Annotated in this window: 16 protein-coding genes; 6 read left to right on the forward strand and 10 right to left on the reverse strand. The window is 61.0% G+C overall.

Translation table 11 applies throughout. The features are described from left to right. Positions 1-99 precede the first annotated feature (99 nt). The 5 genes from ACTD9P_RS14535 to ACTD9P_RS14555 all read right to left on the reverse strand — a co-directional run bounded on the left by ACTD9P_RS14535 (position 100) and on the right by ACTD9P_RS14555 (position 5,116). Positions 100-1,482: a PepSY-associated TM helix domain-containing protein gene (locus ACTD9P_RS14535; RefSeq protein ID WP_438868197.1), complete on the reverse strand. Its 1,383-nt coding sequence runs from the start codon at positions 1,480-1,482 to the stop codon at positions 100-102. Positions 1,483-1,613: 131 nt separating this feature from the next. After that, a complete protein-coding gene (locus ACTD9P_RS14540; protein WP_438868198.1) occupies positions 1,614-3,674 on the reverse strand; it encodes a TonB-dependent copper receptor in 2,061 nt (686 codons plus the stop codon). Between the two features lie 93 nt (positions 3,675-3,767). Continuing rightward, the gene (locus ACTD9P_RS14545) at positions 3,768-4,181 is read right to left on the reverse strand and encodes a DUF2946 domain-containing protein (protein ID WP_438868199.1); all 414 of its coding nucleotides are present in this window, start codon (positions 4,179-4,181) and stop codon (positions 3,768-3,770) included. Between the two features lie 10 nt (positions 4,182-4,191). Next, on the reverse strand, positions 4,192-4,674 hold the full coding sequence (locus ACTD9P_RS14550) for a copper chaperone PCu(A)C (RefSeq protein ID WP_438868200.1): 483 nt from the start codon (positions 4,672-4,674) through the stop codon (positions 4,192-4,194). A gap of 46 nt (positions 4,675-4,720) precedes the next feature. Beyond that, the gene (locus ACTD9P_RS14555) at positions 4,721-5,116 is read right to left on the reverse strand and encodes a DUF2946 domain-containing protein (RefSeq protein ID WP_438868201.1); all 396 of its coding nucleotides are present in this window, start codon (positions 5,114-5,116) and stop codon (positions 4,721-4,723) included. A gap of 684 nt (positions 5,117-5,800) precedes the next feature. On the opposite strand from ACTD9P_RS14555, the gene ACTD9P_RS14560 reads away from it, so the two are divergent. Beyond that, positions 5,801-6,052: a DUF6124 family protein gene (locus ACTD9P_RS14560; RefSeq protein WP_069786881.1), complete on the forward strand. Its 252-nt coding sequence runs from the start codon at positions 5,801-5,803 to the stop codon at positions 6,050-6,052. A gap of 55 nt (positions 6,053-6,107) precedes the next feature. On the opposite strand, the gene ACTD9P_RS14565 is transcribed toward ACTD9P_RS14560, so the two are convergent. The 4 genes from ACTD9P_RS14565 to cbiE all read right to left on the reverse strand — a co-directional run bounded on the left by ACTD9P_RS14565 (position 6,108) and on the right by cbiE (position 8,925). After that, positions 6,108-6,596 (reverse strand): PIN domain-containing protein, encoded by a 489-nt coding sequence (locus tag ACTD9P_RS14565; protein WP_065930624.1) that lies wholly within the window; start codon positions 6,594-6,596, stop codon positions 6,108-6,110. After that, positions 6,593-6,871 (reverse strand): hypothetical protein, encoded by a 279-nt coding sequence (locus ACTD9P_RS14570; RefSeq protein ID WP_069786883.1) that lies wholly within the window; start codon positions 6,869-6,871, stop codon positions 6,593-6,595. Before ACTD9P_RS14570 ends, ACTD9P_RS14565 begins: the two co-directional genes overlap by 4 nt. Before the next feature lie 126 nt (positions 6,872-6,997). Next, on the reverse strand, positions 6,998-7,723 hold the full coding sequence (locus ACTD9P_RS14575; RefSeq protein ID WP_438868202.1) for a cobalt-precorrin-6A reductase: 726 nt from the start codon (positions 7,721-7,723) through the stop codon (positions 6,998-7,000). Continuing rightward, positions 7,720-8,925: a precorrin-6y C5,15-methyltransferase (decarboxylating) subunit CbiE gene (gene cbiE, locus ACTD9P_RS14580; RefSeq protein ID WP_438868203.1), complete on the reverse strand. Its 1,206-nt coding sequence runs from the start codon at positions 8,923-8,925 to the stop codon at positions 7,720-7,722. The genes ACTD9P_RS14575 and cbiE overlap by 4 nt, the downstream gene beginning before the upstream one ends. Positions 8,926-8,963: 38 nt before the next feature. On the opposite strand from cbiE, the gene cobG reads away from it, so the two are divergent. From cobG to ACTD9P_RS14605, 5 genes are all read left to right on the forward strand, one after another. After that, positions 8,964-10,310 (forward strand): precorrin-3B synthase, encoded by a 1,347-nt coding sequence (gene cobG / locus ACTD9P_RS14585; protein ID WP_438868204.1) that lies wholly within the window; start codon positions 8,964-8,966, stop codon positions 10,308-10,310. Then, positions 10,303-10,929 (forward strand): precorrin-8X methylmutase, encoded by a 627-nt coding sequence (locus ACTD9P_RS14590; protein WP_236372278.1) that lies wholly within the window; start codon positions 10,303-10,305, stop codon positions 10,927-10,929. Before cobG ends, ACTD9P_RS14590 begins: the two co-directional genes overlap by 8 nt. After that, positions 10,929-11,660, forward strand: coding sequence for a precorrin-2 C(20)-methyltransferase (locus ACTD9P_RS14595; RefSeq protein ID WP_065930618.1), 732 nt, complete (start codon positions 10,929-10,931; stop codon positions 11,658-11,660). The genes ACTD9P_RS14590 and ACTD9P_RS14595 overlap by 1 nt, the downstream gene beginning before the upstream one ends. Beyond that, on the forward strand, positions 11,660-13,297 hold the full coding sequence (cobJ, locus tag ACTD9P_RS14600) for a precorrin-3B C(17)-methyltransferase (RefSeq protein WP_438868205.1): 1,638 nt from the start codon (positions 11,660-11,662) through the stop codon (positions 13,295-13,297). The genes ACTD9P_RS14595 and cobJ overlap by 1 nt, the downstream gene beginning before the upstream one ends. A gap of 237 nt (positions 13,298-13,534) precedes the next feature. After that, the gene (locus ACTD9P_RS14605) at positions 13,535-14,311 is read left to right on the forward strand and encodes a hypothetical protein (protein ID WP_438868206.1); all 777 of its coding nucleotides are present in this window, start codon (positions 13,535-13,537) and stop codon (positions 14,309-14,311) included. On the opposite strand, the gene ACTD9P_RS14610 is transcribed toward ACTD9P_RS14605, so the two are convergent. Next, entirely contained in the window at positions 14,308-14,904 is a 597-nt protein-coding gene (locus tag ACTD9P_RS14610; protein ID WP_017136752.1) for a MarC family protein, read from the reverse strand. The two genes, ACTD9P_RS14605 and ACTD9P_RS14610, sit on opposite strands and share 4 nt — an antisense overlap. Between the last annotated feature and the right edge of the window lie 124 nt (positions 14,905-15,028).

Here is a 15,028-nt window from a genome sequence, read left to right on the forward strand (position 1 = left end):
ACGATAACGCAGAAAGTGTTATAAGTTAACACTTATTGGCTGCGCGACAAAAGTCGCGCAAGGCTACAGAAGGCCTCTGCCGTGGGCATCTCGCCTGCTTCATGCAGAACCTGAGGCAGATTCACGTTGATTGAAAAGGCGCGCCAGCACCAGGCGATCCAACGCCCACACCAGGATCAGCGATGCACCCACCAATGGAAAAATAATCGCCAGTGCGAACATGATCACCAGCGCGGTTTTCCACTTCGGCAGGTCATGGCGCAACGGCGGCACCCCCAGCGCTCCTTGTGGGCGACGCTTCCACCAGATCACCACACCACTCACCGCGCTAAGCAAAATCATCAGGCAGATCACCAATACGATCAGCTGATTGACCCAGCCGAACATTTTGCCTTCATGCAGCATCACGCCGGTTTCGGTGGCGCGTGCGACGAGGTTGTAGTGCTCCCAGCGCACCTCGGCCAGCACTTTGCCGGTGTACTGGTCCACATGCAGGGTCGCGTCATTGCGCGGGTCGTTGGCGAACACTGCGACGGTAAACACGCCTTCGGCGGTGGTGGGGAACGTGATGCTGTAGCCGGGTTCGACTTTGCGCGCGTTGGCCAGGTCGACCACTTGTTGCAGGCGCACAGTCGGCGCGGCAGGACCCGAATGCATGGCGCCGTGATTCATATGCTCGGCGTGGTCGCCGGACATCGGCATCGGCGTGTTTTCCATGGCCCACGGCACGGTCTGCTGGCTGGCCGTATTGAGGCTGCGCGCTTGCTGGTCGGACTGCGGCACGTTGTTCCACATTGCTGCGGGAAACTTATTCCACAGCTCGGCGTATTGTTTGCCCCAGAAGCCGGTCCAGGTCATGCCGCTGAGCAGCATCACCAGCAAAAATGCCGCGCCCCAGAAACCGGCGACCGCGTGCATATCGCGCCAGAACACTCGGCCACGGCTGTTGAGCCGTGGCCACAACACGCCCGCCGAAGACTTGCCGCGTGGCCACCACAGGTACACGCCAGACACCACCAGCATCACGCCCCAACCGGCGGCGAGTTCCACCAGACGGTCGCCGACGGTGCCGATCATCAGTTCGCCATGCAGTGCGCGGGCGATGGCTTGCAGGTTGTATTTGGCGTCCTGTTCACCGAGCACAGTGCCGCGATACGGGTCAACGAATACCGTCACTTCACGGCCATCGTTGTGCATCACGAATTGCGCGCTGCTGGTGGCGTCGGCGGGTGGCAGGTATTTGCTGATTTTGCCTTGGGGAAAAGCTGCCTGGGCGCGTTGCAGTTGTTCGTCGGCGCTGAGGGCGTGCTCGGCGCTTTGCACCTTGAGCAGGTTGCCGTACATCAGCGGGTCGAGCTGGGGTTTGAACAGGTAGATGATGCCGGTGAGGGCCAGCAGCACCATGAACGGGGCGACGAAGAGGCCGGCGTAGAAGTGCCAGCGCCAGGCCAGGTTGTAGAAGGAAATTTTTGGGGTGGTCATCATTAGGCTCCGCAAGGCTTTAGGTATTTTTTGTCTGTCAGGGCGCTATCGCAGCGATGCGGCGGCCCGACAAGCCAGCTCCCACATTTGGAATGCATTCCCCTGTGGGAGCTGGCTTGCCCGCGATGCTCTTAGAAACTCATGTCCACCTTGGTCCAGAGTGTGCGCCCCGGCTCCTTGATGGCTTGCGGGTCGCTGGCCGGGTAACCGAAGCCTGCGTTACCGGCCAGGTTCAGATGCTCGGCATAGGCTTTGCCGAACAGGTTGTCGACGCCCGTGCTGACCTTGAAGTTTTTATTGATGCGGTACGCCGCGTTCAGCGAGAACACGCCAAAACCGCTGCTTTTGTCGAAGTCCTTGCCGACCACGTTGCCCTTGTTCTGGTCGATGCGATTTTGCGCCGCGACCACACGCCACAAGGCGCCGGCGCTCCAGTCGTCCTGGCTGTAGGTGAGGCCCAAACGCGCGTCCAGCGGTGGCATTTGCGGCAGTGCCTTGCCGTCGCTGGTGTTCTTGCCCCAGGCGTAGGCGAGGCTGGCGTCGGCTTTCCAGTGCTGAGTCAGCTTGTACGCCGCGCCCAGTTCACCGCCCATGATGCGCGCGTCAACGTTACGCGCCTGGGAGGTGGTGCCCATCATCCCAGGCTTGTAGTCGAAGAGAATGAAGTCCTGCACCCGGCCGATATAACCCGAGGCCCAGGCTTCCAGGTCGGCGGTTTTGTACTGCGCGCCGAAGTCGAGTTGGGTAGTTTTCTCCGGCCTCACGCCGTCGAAGGCATTCACTGAACCGACCGCGCCGGTGTTGGGCGAAAACAGCTCCCAGTAATCCGGGAAACGCTCCGAATGGCCGAGCCCTGCGTAGACGGTGGTGGGTGTGTCGGCCAGGTCGTGCTCATAGCGCACAAAGCCCGATGGCAAAGTGTCGGCGCGCGTGTCGTTGGCGGTCGGGTTGGGGCGCGACATCATTCCTGAAACAGTGGTCTGACGAAAATCCTTGGCCGAGGCGCGGTCCAGGCGTGCGCCGGTGATCAGCCGATCACGCTCGGCGGCGTACCAGGTCAGTTCGCTGAACACGCCGTAGTTGTGGAAATTCGCGTCCTTTTCCCGTGGCAGATCCTTGTAGGTGTCGATGCCCATGCTGCTGCGCTGGCGATGCTCATTGGTCTGCGCGTCCAGGCCGCTGATCAGTTGCACATCGGCCCAGCGCCAGGTTGCCTTGATGCGTGCGCCGAGGGTGCGGCGGTCGACGTTGGAAGCCATCGGCCCGGCCATCATGCCGGTGCCGGACGGCGTGCGCAGGCTGTAGTTGTCCATCACATGGTCGGCGTAGTTGTAGTAGACCTGCGCTTCGACCTTATCCAGTACCTCACCGATATTGGATTTTTCAAAGCGCAGCCCCAGGCTTTCGCGCAGAAACTGCGAGCCGTCCATGCCGCGCCCGGCGTAGCGCGCTTCGCCATCGCCACGGCCGGCGGTGAGTTCCAGCAGGGTGTCGGCGTCGGGGGTAAAACCGACGGCGACATCGCCATTCCACTTGTCGTAGCGCGAAGCGACGGTGTGGTTGTTGCCGTCTTTGTAGTCATCGGCGTGGGCCTGGTTGCCGATCACCCGCACATAGCCCAAAGGCCCTCCGGCGGCGGCATCGACCACCTTGTCGAAACGCCCGTTGGAGCCGGCCAGCACACTGGCATTGACCCGTGTACCTAGTTCACCGAACTGCTCGGGCTCGCGCTCGAACAGAATGGTGCCGGCGGACGCGCCAGGCCCCCATAGCACGGTCTGCGGGCCTTTGATCACGGTGAGCTTGTCGTAGGTTTCCGGCGAGATATACGAGGTGGGCGCGTCCATCCGCCCAGGGCAGGCGCCGAGCATCATGCCGCCATTGGTGAGGATATTCAGGCGCGAACCGAACATGCCACGCAGCACCGGGTCGCCATTGGTGCCGCCGTTGCGCACCAGCGCGAAGCCGGGGATGGTCTTGAGGTAGTCGCCGCCGTCGCTGGCCGGCACCGGTTGGCGTGGGTCTTTAGGGTTGGTGACAACGGTCAGCGGTGAGCTGGGGGCGATCGCAGTGATCACCGTGGGGCTCAACTCATGCTCATCGGCGTGGGCCAGTGGCACTAGCAGTGCGCCGCACATAACAGCGAAAACGGGGGTACATCCCAATCGGGAGTCAGCAGAAAACCTGGACATGACAAATTCCATCAATCAATCGTAAACAACACGGCCAGCAGCCTGTGGCTGTCTGTCTGAAGTCGGCCGGTGTGAAGTGATGCTGTGAAGTGCTTACGAAGCGATGGGCGGCGCGCGGCTGCGGGCGCCGGGGAAGATGCTCTGCCGGGCGTGGCCAAGGCGAGTGTCGGGCGTCAGGGCATTAGCCGGTGGCGGTGTGCCGAGGCTGACATAGGACACGCTGCCGGGCAGGGCCGGGCAACTGAAGAGCAGGTCGCAATAACCGCACTTTGCCCAAAGGGCGTGGTGTTCGCTGGGGGCTTGCTGGTGTTCGCCATGGCTGGCCTGCATGGGCATGTCCATGGACATTTCCATCGACATACCGGCGTGATGGTCCATCGGCATCGCTTGGGAGATCAGCGGACCGATAAAGATCATCAGCATGGCGAACAGGCTGATCCAACTGCCGCGCGCCAGGCTCATGGGCCTGCGGCGGTGTGGCGACAACCTGGCGCTACGGGCGCCCATTTACGTTGGCCTATTGGGCGTGCATATGCTCGTGGCCGGCCATCGGCGGCGCTTTTTGTACCGAGACTTCAACCTGCACCGGGCCGGCTTTTTCGAAGTTCAGGGTGAGTGGGAAGTGTTGGCCGTCGCGCAGTTGGCTGCGGTCTTTCAGGCCCAGCAGCATTACGTGGTAGGCCATTGGTGCGAAGGTCAGATCACCCTTGGCCGGTACGGCAACGCTGGGCACTTGTTGCATCTTCATCAAGTCACCCTGCATCACATGCTCATGCAGCTGGGCTTCGGCAGCCACAGGCGTATCGACGCTAACCAGGCGATCCGCGCTGTCGCCTTGGTTATGAATCACAAAATAGGCGGCGACAGTCGGCGCATTCGGCGGCAATTCCTGGGACCAGGGATCGCTCACCAACAAGTCGCCGGCCTTGTAGTCATCGGCATTGGCAGCACTGAACACCGGCAGCAACAATGCAGCCAGCAGCAGGGAAGATTTAAGCATGGCAGTTCTCCAGAACGGTTCTAAACGCAGTTCACTTGCGAACGAATCAAACCGTTGGAGAGGCGCGGGGGTTAAGACTCGGCCATTGCTGGCGCGGGGTAGGGGCTTGCAGTGCCGGCGGTGAAAGGCCCGGCACCGGATCAAAACGCGTGACATACAACTGCGGCACATGCCCCGGCAACGCCACCAGCGGCGGTGAGCCCGAGCAACACCAGCAATGCTGCATGGCGGAATGATCTTCCTGGGGCGGCGATGGAATGTCCAACGTGCCCAAGGCAATGGTCTTGAGACTGGCGCCATTGGAGGAGCAGAAACTGCCCCACAGCAATTGTTGCACGGGGTCTTGCGACTGTTGCATCGCGCTGGCCAGCGGCATGGCAAAGGCGTTGAACAGCACTGCAAAGCAGGCGATCCACACAATTGCAAAGCGTTGACGGGCCATGGCGGACAATCCGTAGGGTTAAGCGATCAGGTGGGTATTTAGCCTGATCGGGGGGCATAAGTAAAAAGTGGCGGTGTGGTTTGGTGTCGCAGTGGTTGCCTTCATCATAGCCGGGAACCGCAGATTGCCAATTTTACCGACGGTTCGCGATCTCCAGCGTGACGCTGAGCCCTGTGGGAGCTGGCTTGCCTGCGATGCAGACAACTCGGTTTTCCTGCAGTACCGAGGCGATGCTATCGCAGGCAAGCCAGCTCCCACAGTTTGGTGTGTGTTTGGCTATGGCTTGGTGTTGAGCTTGCTGGTTGCACGAGCAATGCCCTGCTCATGTAGGCCGCTTCTAGTTGAGCCTCTACATAACCTAAGTGTAGTGGTCGTCTACGGAAACGTCCGACAGGGATTTAAGGTTGTCCCTAGGAAGGTAGATCTCTAGTCTGCGTACACCGCTGCACACGCAGCGGTCGGGCGTCGCGGCCCGGATTTCTCCAGACGCAAAAGCGTCATCGTCTCCTTTCAGTTGACGCTTTTTTATCGTCTACTGTGCGGCGCTATGGCGGCTGTGCGCGGGATACCTTCGGGTATGCCGGTTGTTCTGGAGAATCGGTCCGCGAACCTGCGTACAGCTGCCACCCCCATCGCGTCGCGGCGATCAGTGGCAGCTCCTTTTTACTTCTCCGGAGCTTCACAATGATTAAGCCCACCCCCAATCCCCCCATTTGCCTATTCACCGTAGCCGACGGAATCAGCACCGAAGACCTGCTGGTCAACCTCAGCGAAACACTCGCCTCGGCCAATGCGCTGAGTTGCGACCTTGCGTTTGACCTGGATGGCCCGAAGCGAGAGGAGTTGCTGGGCGTTGCGCAGTTGATTGAGCTGGCGCGATTGCTGGCTGACAGGGTGCAGGAAGGTGCAAGACGGCCGACAGTCGCGAGTAGTTAACAGTCCTATGACCGATCGTTCCTGCGCTCGTGCGTGGGACTGATCGTCTATTGGTTTAGAACTCCCAACTTGCTTCCCGTATATGGTTGAAATTCACAACATCGACGCACTGTTGGTGAGCAAAGCCGGCGACTCTAAGGTCATCAGTCAAAACTAGATAGTTATCTTTAGCGAGTGCGATAATTCCGACGTCAGTAAGGCCGTATGGCGACAGCTCATAATCGCGACTTATGTCCAAGGCTGGGGTGTGAATTTCAATAATTGTTGAAAGTGAACTTTTTAATGTCGCGTAAACATCGTGCAACTTTCTCCCGTACAATCCATTTGTCAGGTTGCTGACTTCTGCGAGAATGTGAGGCGTGGAAACAAGTTTTTCGAACTGATCAATCATTGTGAGCAAAAGGCGGTAGTCTTCATTGGTATAGCCCCGGGTTCTCTTGAACTCTACAACGCTGGGCGTTCCACCTATCAGTGCCAGGAGTAGCAAGTTTGTGTCGACTATGATTCCCTTTCTTCGGTACTGCTTGATATAGGCATCTATCATACTTCGCGGATCTTCATGGAGCGAAACTCACCTGTCTCCGCGTCAATGATGAATGTTTTGTATTTCCTTGTCTGCATTCGTCCGGCTAAGGACGCGCCTAACCTTTCATACTTATCAGGGGCTGGAACATTAAAACCCAACGTGATTGCCCATGTTTTACCGCTCGAATTTAGCTCGACTTCCTCAAGCATGAGGTCTTGCAATTCCGTTTCTTGCCCGAGGAAGTCGTTTGCTGCAGCCTTGGCGACTTGTACGGCCTCTTTAACTTCTATCATGTCAGCTCCTGAATATAATTGAGTCTGGCTTGAATTATTCTTGGAGTGTAGCACTTCGTGTTGTTGGTTCATCGCCGTCCCTTGAGGTAACAAATAGAATTGCCAGAGGCTGCGAATGATCCTGATCTATCGAATGAAATCTGCCAATGAATCGATTGTTTCTGCGGGCGTCAAAAGCTCTCTATCCACCCCCGCCAACACCGGCCGCTTCAACACCAATACCGGCACCCCACGCTCGCGTGCCACTTCCAGCTTCGGTTCGGTCGCCGCACTGCCGCTGTTCTTGCTGATCAACACATCAATCCCGCGCCGCTCAAACAACGCGCGCTCGTCCTCAATCAGAAACGGCCCACGCGCGCCGATGACTTCACAGCGCTTATTGCCCGGATACACATCCAGTGCGCGCAGCGTCCAGAATTGATCGGCGGGGATTTCCTCCAGGTGCTGCAATGGCTCGCGCCCCAAGGTGAACAGCGGGCGCTTGAAGGGTTTGAGTGCTTCAATCAACTGCGCCCAATCTCCCACCTCGCGCCAGTCGTCTCCCGCCTGCGGCTGCCACGCCGGACGCCGCAACGCCCAGCAGGGAATGCCGCACAACCGCGCCGCCTGGGCAGCGTTTTGGCTGATCTGCGCAGCATATGGGTGGGTCGCATCGAGGATCAGGCTAATCTGCTCATCGCGAACAAACTGCGCCAAACCTTCAAAACCACCATAACCGCCGACGCGTACCTGGCAGGTGAGGTCTGTAGGCACGCGGCCCACGCCAGCCAAGCTATAGATATGCTCAGGCCCCAACGTGCGGGCGATGGCCAATGCTTCGGTCACGCCGCCCAATAACAGGATGCGTTTCATAGCGGCTTGATCACTTCCAGCAAGGTAATCGGCAGCGCCTGGCGCCAGGTGTCGAACTCACCCAGCGGCTGGGCCTGGGCCACATGGATGCGCGTCAGCTCGCCGCCGTGTTGGGCGCGCCACGCCATCAAGGTCATTTCGCTTTGCAGGGTCACCGCATTGGCGACCAAACGCCCACCAGGGCGCAGGTGCTGCCAGCAAGTGTCGAGCACGCCGTCGCGGGTGACGCCACCGCCGATAAAGATCGCGTCCGGTACTTCGAGGCCGAGCAACGCCTCAGGCGCCTTGCCGCGCACCAGTTGCAGGCCGGGCACGCCGAGGGCATCGCGGTTATGTTCGATCAGGCTTTGGCGGCCTGCGTCGGCTTCAATCGCCAGTGCGCGACAACTCGGGTGCGCGCGCATCCACTCGATGCCGATGGAGCCGCTGCCCGCGCCCACGTCCCAGAGCAATTCGCCCGGCATTGGCGCGAGGCGGGCGAGGGTCATGGCGCGTACATCGCGCTTGGTCAGTTGGCCGTCATGTTTGAAGGCCGAATCCGGCAGCCCGGCGAGGCGTGACAGGCACGGGGTGTTGGCGTCGGTCAGGCAGTCGATGGCGACGAGATTCAGATCCGCAACCGAAGCGTGTTGCCAATCAGCAGCCAGCCCGTCGATGCGCTGTTCATCTGCGCCGCCCAAGTGTTCAAACACGCTCAACCGGCTGAGCCCGAAACCGGACTCGGCTAACAGCGCGGCGATCGCGGCAGGGCTGCGCCCATCATTACTCAACACCAGCAACCGCACGCCAGTGGCCAGGTGCGCATTAATCGCCGCCAATGGCCGCGCCACCACGGATAACGTCACCACCTCCTGCAATGGCCAGCCCAAGCGCGCCGCCGCCAATGACACGGAGGACGGCGCCGGTAAAATCAGCAGTTCTTCAGCCGCCACCTGGCGCGCCAGACTGGCGCCTACGCCATAGAACATCGGGTCGCCGCTGGCCAGCACGCACACCGGCTCGCCACGTCGCGCCAGCACCGGTTCCAGGGAAAACGGGCTTGGCCACAACTCGCGTTCGCCACGAATACACACGGGCAGCAGGTCCAACTGGCGTTGGCCGCCTATAATCCGAGTGGCGCGCAACAGGGCGTGCCGGGCGTTTCTGCCCAGCCCCTTGAAGCCGTCTTCACCGATGCCTACAACCGTCAGCCAGGGCGACATATGAATTCCTTGAACGACATCCGACGGGCAGGCTTTTCATGCCGCCGGACAAAGCAGGCATAATACCGCGCCTTTACCCGTCAACCGGTAGCCCCGTGAACCCAACGCCTGCTCTGAATACCTTGCGCCCCTCGGCTTGTCCGGGGTTGCTGCGTATCGTCCAGGCGCTGGATGGCGGGATTTGCCGGATAAAACTGGCCGGCGGTTCTATCACTGCCGCCCAGGCAGTTGCCGTGGCGGACGCGGCGCAGACCTATGCGGGTGGGGTGATCGAAGCCACCAACCGCGCCAACCTACAGATTCGCGGCATAGGCGCCGAGCAGGATGCATTGATCGCCCTGCTGCTGGCCGCAGGGCTTGGACCCAGCAACGCCGCCGGCGACGACGTGCGCAACCTGATGCTCAGCCCCAGCGCCGGTATCGACCCGCAGATGCTGTTCGACACCCGCCCACTGGCGGATCAGGTCCTCGCCACCCTGCAAAATCATCCACGGTTTCATGAATTGTCGGCCAAATTCGCCGTGCAACTCGACGGCGGTGAAGCCTTGGCGATGCTCGAGCATCACCATGATCTGTGGCTGTCGGCGTTTGAACAGTCGAGCGAGACACTCTTGGCTTTTGGTCTGGCCGGTTGTCCGGGGCTGGATGCACCCTTGGGCGCTGTGCCGCTGGAGCAAGGCCGTGCCTTGGTCGTGGCCGTGCTGGAAGCGTTTCTCGACCTGGCGACACCGACGCAAACCCGCATGCGTCATTTGGCTGTGGATAACTTACTGGCCCACCTGAGCCTGCCGTTATTGCCGGTGGATGGGTTCAAGCGCCCGGTCGGTAGGGCTCTGTTGCATCTGGGCACTTATCCACAGCGGCAAAAAAACCTGTTCTACGTCGCCGCCGTTGCGCCGCTGGGGCGTCTGGACTCGAACATGCTTAAAGGCGCCGCGCAACTGGCCAGTGAGTTTGGCGACGGCACGTTGCGTTTCACGCCGTGGCAGGGCGTACTGCTGCCCAACCTTGAAAACCACGGCGCCGTGACTGCAGGCTTGGAGCGATCGGGCTTTCTCTGCTCAGTCGACCAACCCCTGGCACGCATGATCGCCTGCACCGGCTCAAGCGGCTGTGGCAAAGGCCTGGCCGACACCAAGGCCGATGCCCTGCAACTGGCGGCGCTGCAACCCGGCCACGACGTACACCTGTCCGGCTGCCCACGCTCCTGCGCTGCCGCACACACCGCGCCGGTCACCCTGCTGGCGGTAAGCCCCGGCCACTACGACGTCTATTTTCGCGAGGCAGCCCAACCCGGTTTCGGCCGGCTGCACGCACGCACTCTTTCCATTGAAGCGGCGGGCGCCCTGTTACGCGGCCGCACACGGAGCAACACCGATGATTGATTACATCCGCGACGGTCAGGAGATCTATCGCAACTCCTTTGCCATTATTCGCGCGGAAGCCAGGTTGGAGCGCATTCCTGCCGACCTGGAAAAACTCGCGGTGCGGGTGATTCATGCCTGCGGCATGGTCGATGCCATTGACGGCCTGCAGTTCTCCGAAGGCGCAGGCAAGGCCGGGCGCGATGCTCTGGCGGCCGGCGCGCCGATTTTGTGTGATGCGCGCATGGTCTCCGAAGGCGTGACCCGCGCGCGCCTGCCGGCCAATAACCAGGTGATCTGCACCTTGCGCGATGACAGCGTGCCGGAGCTGGCGCGGGAGCTGGGCAACACCCGTTCAGCCGCTGCGCTGGAACTGTGGCGTCCGCACCTGGAAGGCAGCGTGGTGGTGATCGGCAACGCACCGACGGCGCTGTTCTACCTGTTGGAAATGCTCGACGCCGGCGCGCCGAAACCGGCATTGATCCTGGGCTTCCCGGTGGGCTTTGTTGGTGCCGCCGAATCCAAGGCGATGCTGGCGGCCGACAGCCGTGGCGTGCCGTTTGTGATCATGCAAGGCCGCTTGGGCGGCAGTGCGATGGCTGCCGCGGCGGTCAACGCCTTGGCCACGGAGGTCGAATAATGCCGGCACGCGGACGTTTGATTGGCCTGGGCGTTGGCCCCGGTGACCCCGAACTGATCACCCTCAAGGCGCTGCGCCTGCTGCGCGAGTCGCCGGTGGTGGCGTATTTCGTGGCCAAGGGCAAGAAAGGCAATGCTTTCGGCATTATCGAAGACCACTTGGTGGCACAGCAGACCTTGATGCCGCTGGTGTACCCGGTGACCACCGAAGTGCTGCCGGCACCGATGTCTTACGAGCAGATCATCAGCGACTTCTACGATAACGCCAGCCTCGACGTGGCCGCGCACCTGGACGCTGGCCGCGATGTGGCGGTGATCTGCGAAGGCGATCCGTTCTTCTACGGCTCCTACATGTACCTGCACGACCGTTTGGCCGAGCGCTATGAAGCCGAGGTTATCCCCGGTGTCTGCTCAATGCTCGGTGGCGCTTCGGTGCTCGGCGCGCCGTTGGTGTATCGCAATCAGAGTTTGTCGGTGCTCTCCGGCGTGCTGCCCCACGACGACCTCAAACGTCGGTTGGCGGATGCCGACGCTGCGGTGATCATGAAGCTGGGGCGTAATTTCCCCAAAGTGCGTCAGGTGCTGCAAGAACTCGGCTTGGCCGAGCGTGCGCTCTACGTTGAGCGTGCGACCATGGCTAATCAGAAAATAGTGCCGCTGGATCAAGTCGACCCGGCGTCTTCGCCGTACTTCTCGCTGATCATCGTGCCAGGTGAAAGGTGGCAAGGTTGATGCGCCCGGCGATTGTCATTCTCGGCCAGGCCAGCCTGGCGACGGCGCGCAAGATCGCGCAGGTTTACCCTGGCGCGCTGATCCACGGCTTGGCCGGGCGGGTTGAAGGTGCGGACCAGGCTTACAGTGAATTCGGCACGACCCTGCGCCAGCTGTACCAGCAAGGCACGCCGCTGATTGCTTTATGTGCTGCCGGCATTGTGATCCGCACGCTGGCGCCGCTGCTGCTGGAAAAAGGCGAAGAGCCGGCTGTGCTCGCCGTCGCTGAAGACGGCAGCGCCGTAGTGCCGTTGCTCGGTGGCCTGGGCGGTGTGAACGTGATGGCGCGAGAGATTGGCGCGGCACTGGGTGTCGCTGCGGCGATCACCACCAGCGGCGAGCTGCGTTTTGGCACTTGCCTGCTCAACCCGCCAGCGGGTTATGCGTTGGCCGACCTGGAGCTGGGCAAACGGTTTGTCTCGGACCTGCTGGGCGGCGAAAGTGTGCGCATCGAAGGCGTGGCGCCGTGGCTGGACCAGGCGAATTTGCCGCAGGATCAGCACGCACGTCTGGCGATTCACGTGGGCAGTGCCGAGCGCGTGCCGGCTGCCAATGAGTTGCTGATTTATCCGAAGACGGTGTGTGTCACCTGTAAGCCAGGGGTGGATTTGGCTGAGCGGGTGCGAGCGGCTTTGCATGACGCGGGCATCGCCGTGCAATCCCTGGCCTGCCTGCTGGCCAGCGACACACAGATGGCCGACGCCTCGTTGCAGCAAGCCGCATTGGCGCTGGGTGTGCCGTTGCGTTTTGCGCCGGTGGCGCAAGACACGGACATCGTGATCACCGTGGCAGAGCAACCGCTGGACCTGTCGCACGTTGGCCGTGCCCGTGGCCGCCTGGCCGTGATCGGCCTTGGCCCTGGCGCAGCCGAGTTGATGGTGCCGGCGGTGAAGGCCGAGCTGGCGCGTTGCACCGATGTGCTGGGCTACGAAACCTATGTGCGCATGGCCGGGCCGTTCCGCGACGATCAAGTGCAACACTGCACTGACAACCGCGAAGAAATGCAACGCGCTCGCCATGCCTTCGAATTGGCCGCTCAAGGCCGTTCGGTGGTGGTGGTGTCGTCCGGCGACCCTGGCGTATTTGCCATGGCGGCGGCGGTGCTCGAGGCGTTGCACGCATCCAGCGACCCGGCCTGGCATCAGGTCGAACTGGAGATCCTGCCGGGCGTCTCAGCCTCGCTGGCCACTGCGGCCCAGGCAGGTGCGCCGTTGGGGCATGACTTCTGCGTGATGTCGCTGTCGGACAACCTCAAACCCTGGTCGATCATCGAAAAACGTCTGGACCTTGCGTCCCAGGCCGACCTGGCGCTGGCGTTCTACAACCCGATCTCGCGTTCGCGGCCGTGGCAATTGGGGCGCGCCCTGGAAATCGTCGCGTTGCACCGCACTGCCGAAACACCGGTGGTGCTGGGCCGTGATATTGGCCGCCCTGGCCAGACTTTGCGCGTCACCACGTTGGGGCAGTTGACGCCTGAGCAAGTGGATATGCGCACCATGGTGCTGATCGGCTCGTCCACCACCTGCGTATTCCCCCGCGCCGGTGGCGGCGAATGGGTGTACACGCCGCGCTGGTATGGCGAGAAACCCGCGTCCTGAAAACAGCCCGCGGCAGGTAAGAAGGCTCCGAGTAATGCTGGGTGAAAACCTGCCGTTGTTCGGGGCTTTTTCTTTTTTTGTCGATGAAAGAGCGAAGGTCTACCGGTACGCCGCGTTATTGCTGGGTGGTGTTTTTTCGGCGGGTGCGTCAAGCGATGTTTGTAGCCTGGAAAGCGCGCTGGCCGCTGGACTAGTGTGGAGACAAGCCCCATGTGGGGTGCTTGTGGAGAACTGAAAATGGAGCGACGTCATAAAAGGATCATCAGTGCGAAAAGGCGCAAGTTGATTGCCGCCTACAAGCTGCCAGGGGCGCCGGGCGCCAAGCGCTCGGCGCCCCTGGACGCGGAAGATGATAGCAATGCAGCCGTCGTCAACAACGGCGTGATCTCGTTTATCGAGGGCATGTCGGCGTTGAACCGTGAATACATTCGTAAAAGCTACCTGTTGGCCAGCAGTTATGTGAGTGATGTGTTGAAGGTGCAACGAGGGAGCGAGGCGTGGTACGACGAGTTTATCAAGGTGATGGTCAGCCTGGGCTGGTTGCCGGTGCGCAGCCGCTTTGAACGGGTCTCAAGCTCCGACAAGGGGCTGACGGTGCAGGTGGCGGCACTGAGTATCATCGCGGCGCTGGCAGCGACTTCGCTGGCCGGGCCGTTGCTGGCGGCATTGCCGAAACTGGCCGCCGATGCGCTGGATGCCTTGAAACATCAACCTGCGTTGTTTGAGTTGTTCAAACGCAATAGCACGGTGCACCAGGGCGGCGATTTTGGCTTGGCGTCCTGTGCTGAAACGGCAGGAGAGCTGATGATGGTGCTGGCGACTTACAGCAGCCACGGTGTGAGCAAACAGCTGGGCCTGCCATTTCTGGAATGGGACAGCTCTTCGGTCGAGGCTTTCAGCGGCCAGACTTGCCTGGTGCTGAATACCTCGATGGTCAACGAAAAAACCCTTCAACTGATGCGCGAGAGTGCCGGTGACAAGGTGCAACTGGCGATCGCGAAATACCGGATTTAAGGCACCAGATAACCGCGCACACCGGTAAAGATGATCTGCGCGGCCAACGCACACACGAACAAACCCATCAACCGACTGACAATCTGCAAGCCCTGGTCACCCAGTATGCGTTCGATACGGTTGGACAAATACAGCACCACACCGACTGTGAAGCTGGCCAGGGCAATGCTGACGATCGCCATGAACTTGTCATCCCAGTGGGGCTGGCTCACGCCCATCACCAACAGCGCACCGATGGTGCCGGGGCCGACCGTGAGCGGGATGGTCAACGGTACGATGGTGACGTCCTGCTGCACATTGTCGGTCTGCACCGCTGACTTGCCCTGGGCCATGCCCAGGGCCGAGATAAACAGCACGCTCCCTGCGCCAATGCGGAAAGCATCTACGGTGATGCCGAACACGCTGAAAATCACCCGTCCGAACAGGTAGAGCAACACGCTCGACACCAGCGTGGCCAACGCGACTTTCCAGGCCAGGCGCCGCCGCTCTTTGCTGGAGTAACCACGGGTCAGGCTGATAAAGCAGGACAGCACGAAGAACGGGCTGTAGAGCACCAGCATTTTCAGGTAGACGCTGAATAACACGTGGAGCATGGGCGCGGCTCGCGGTCGGGGGAGGTGGGGAGAGTCTATCAGGCGACGCAGATCAGATGTGGGAGCGGGCTTGCTCGCGAATGCGGTGTATCAGTTAAAGATGCATTGACTGACACACTGCATT

This window comes from Pseudomonas onubensis, assembly GCF_965653655.1.
GTDB lineage: Bacteria > Pseudomonadota > Gammaproteobacteria > Pseudomonadales > Pseudomonadaceae > Aquipseudomonas.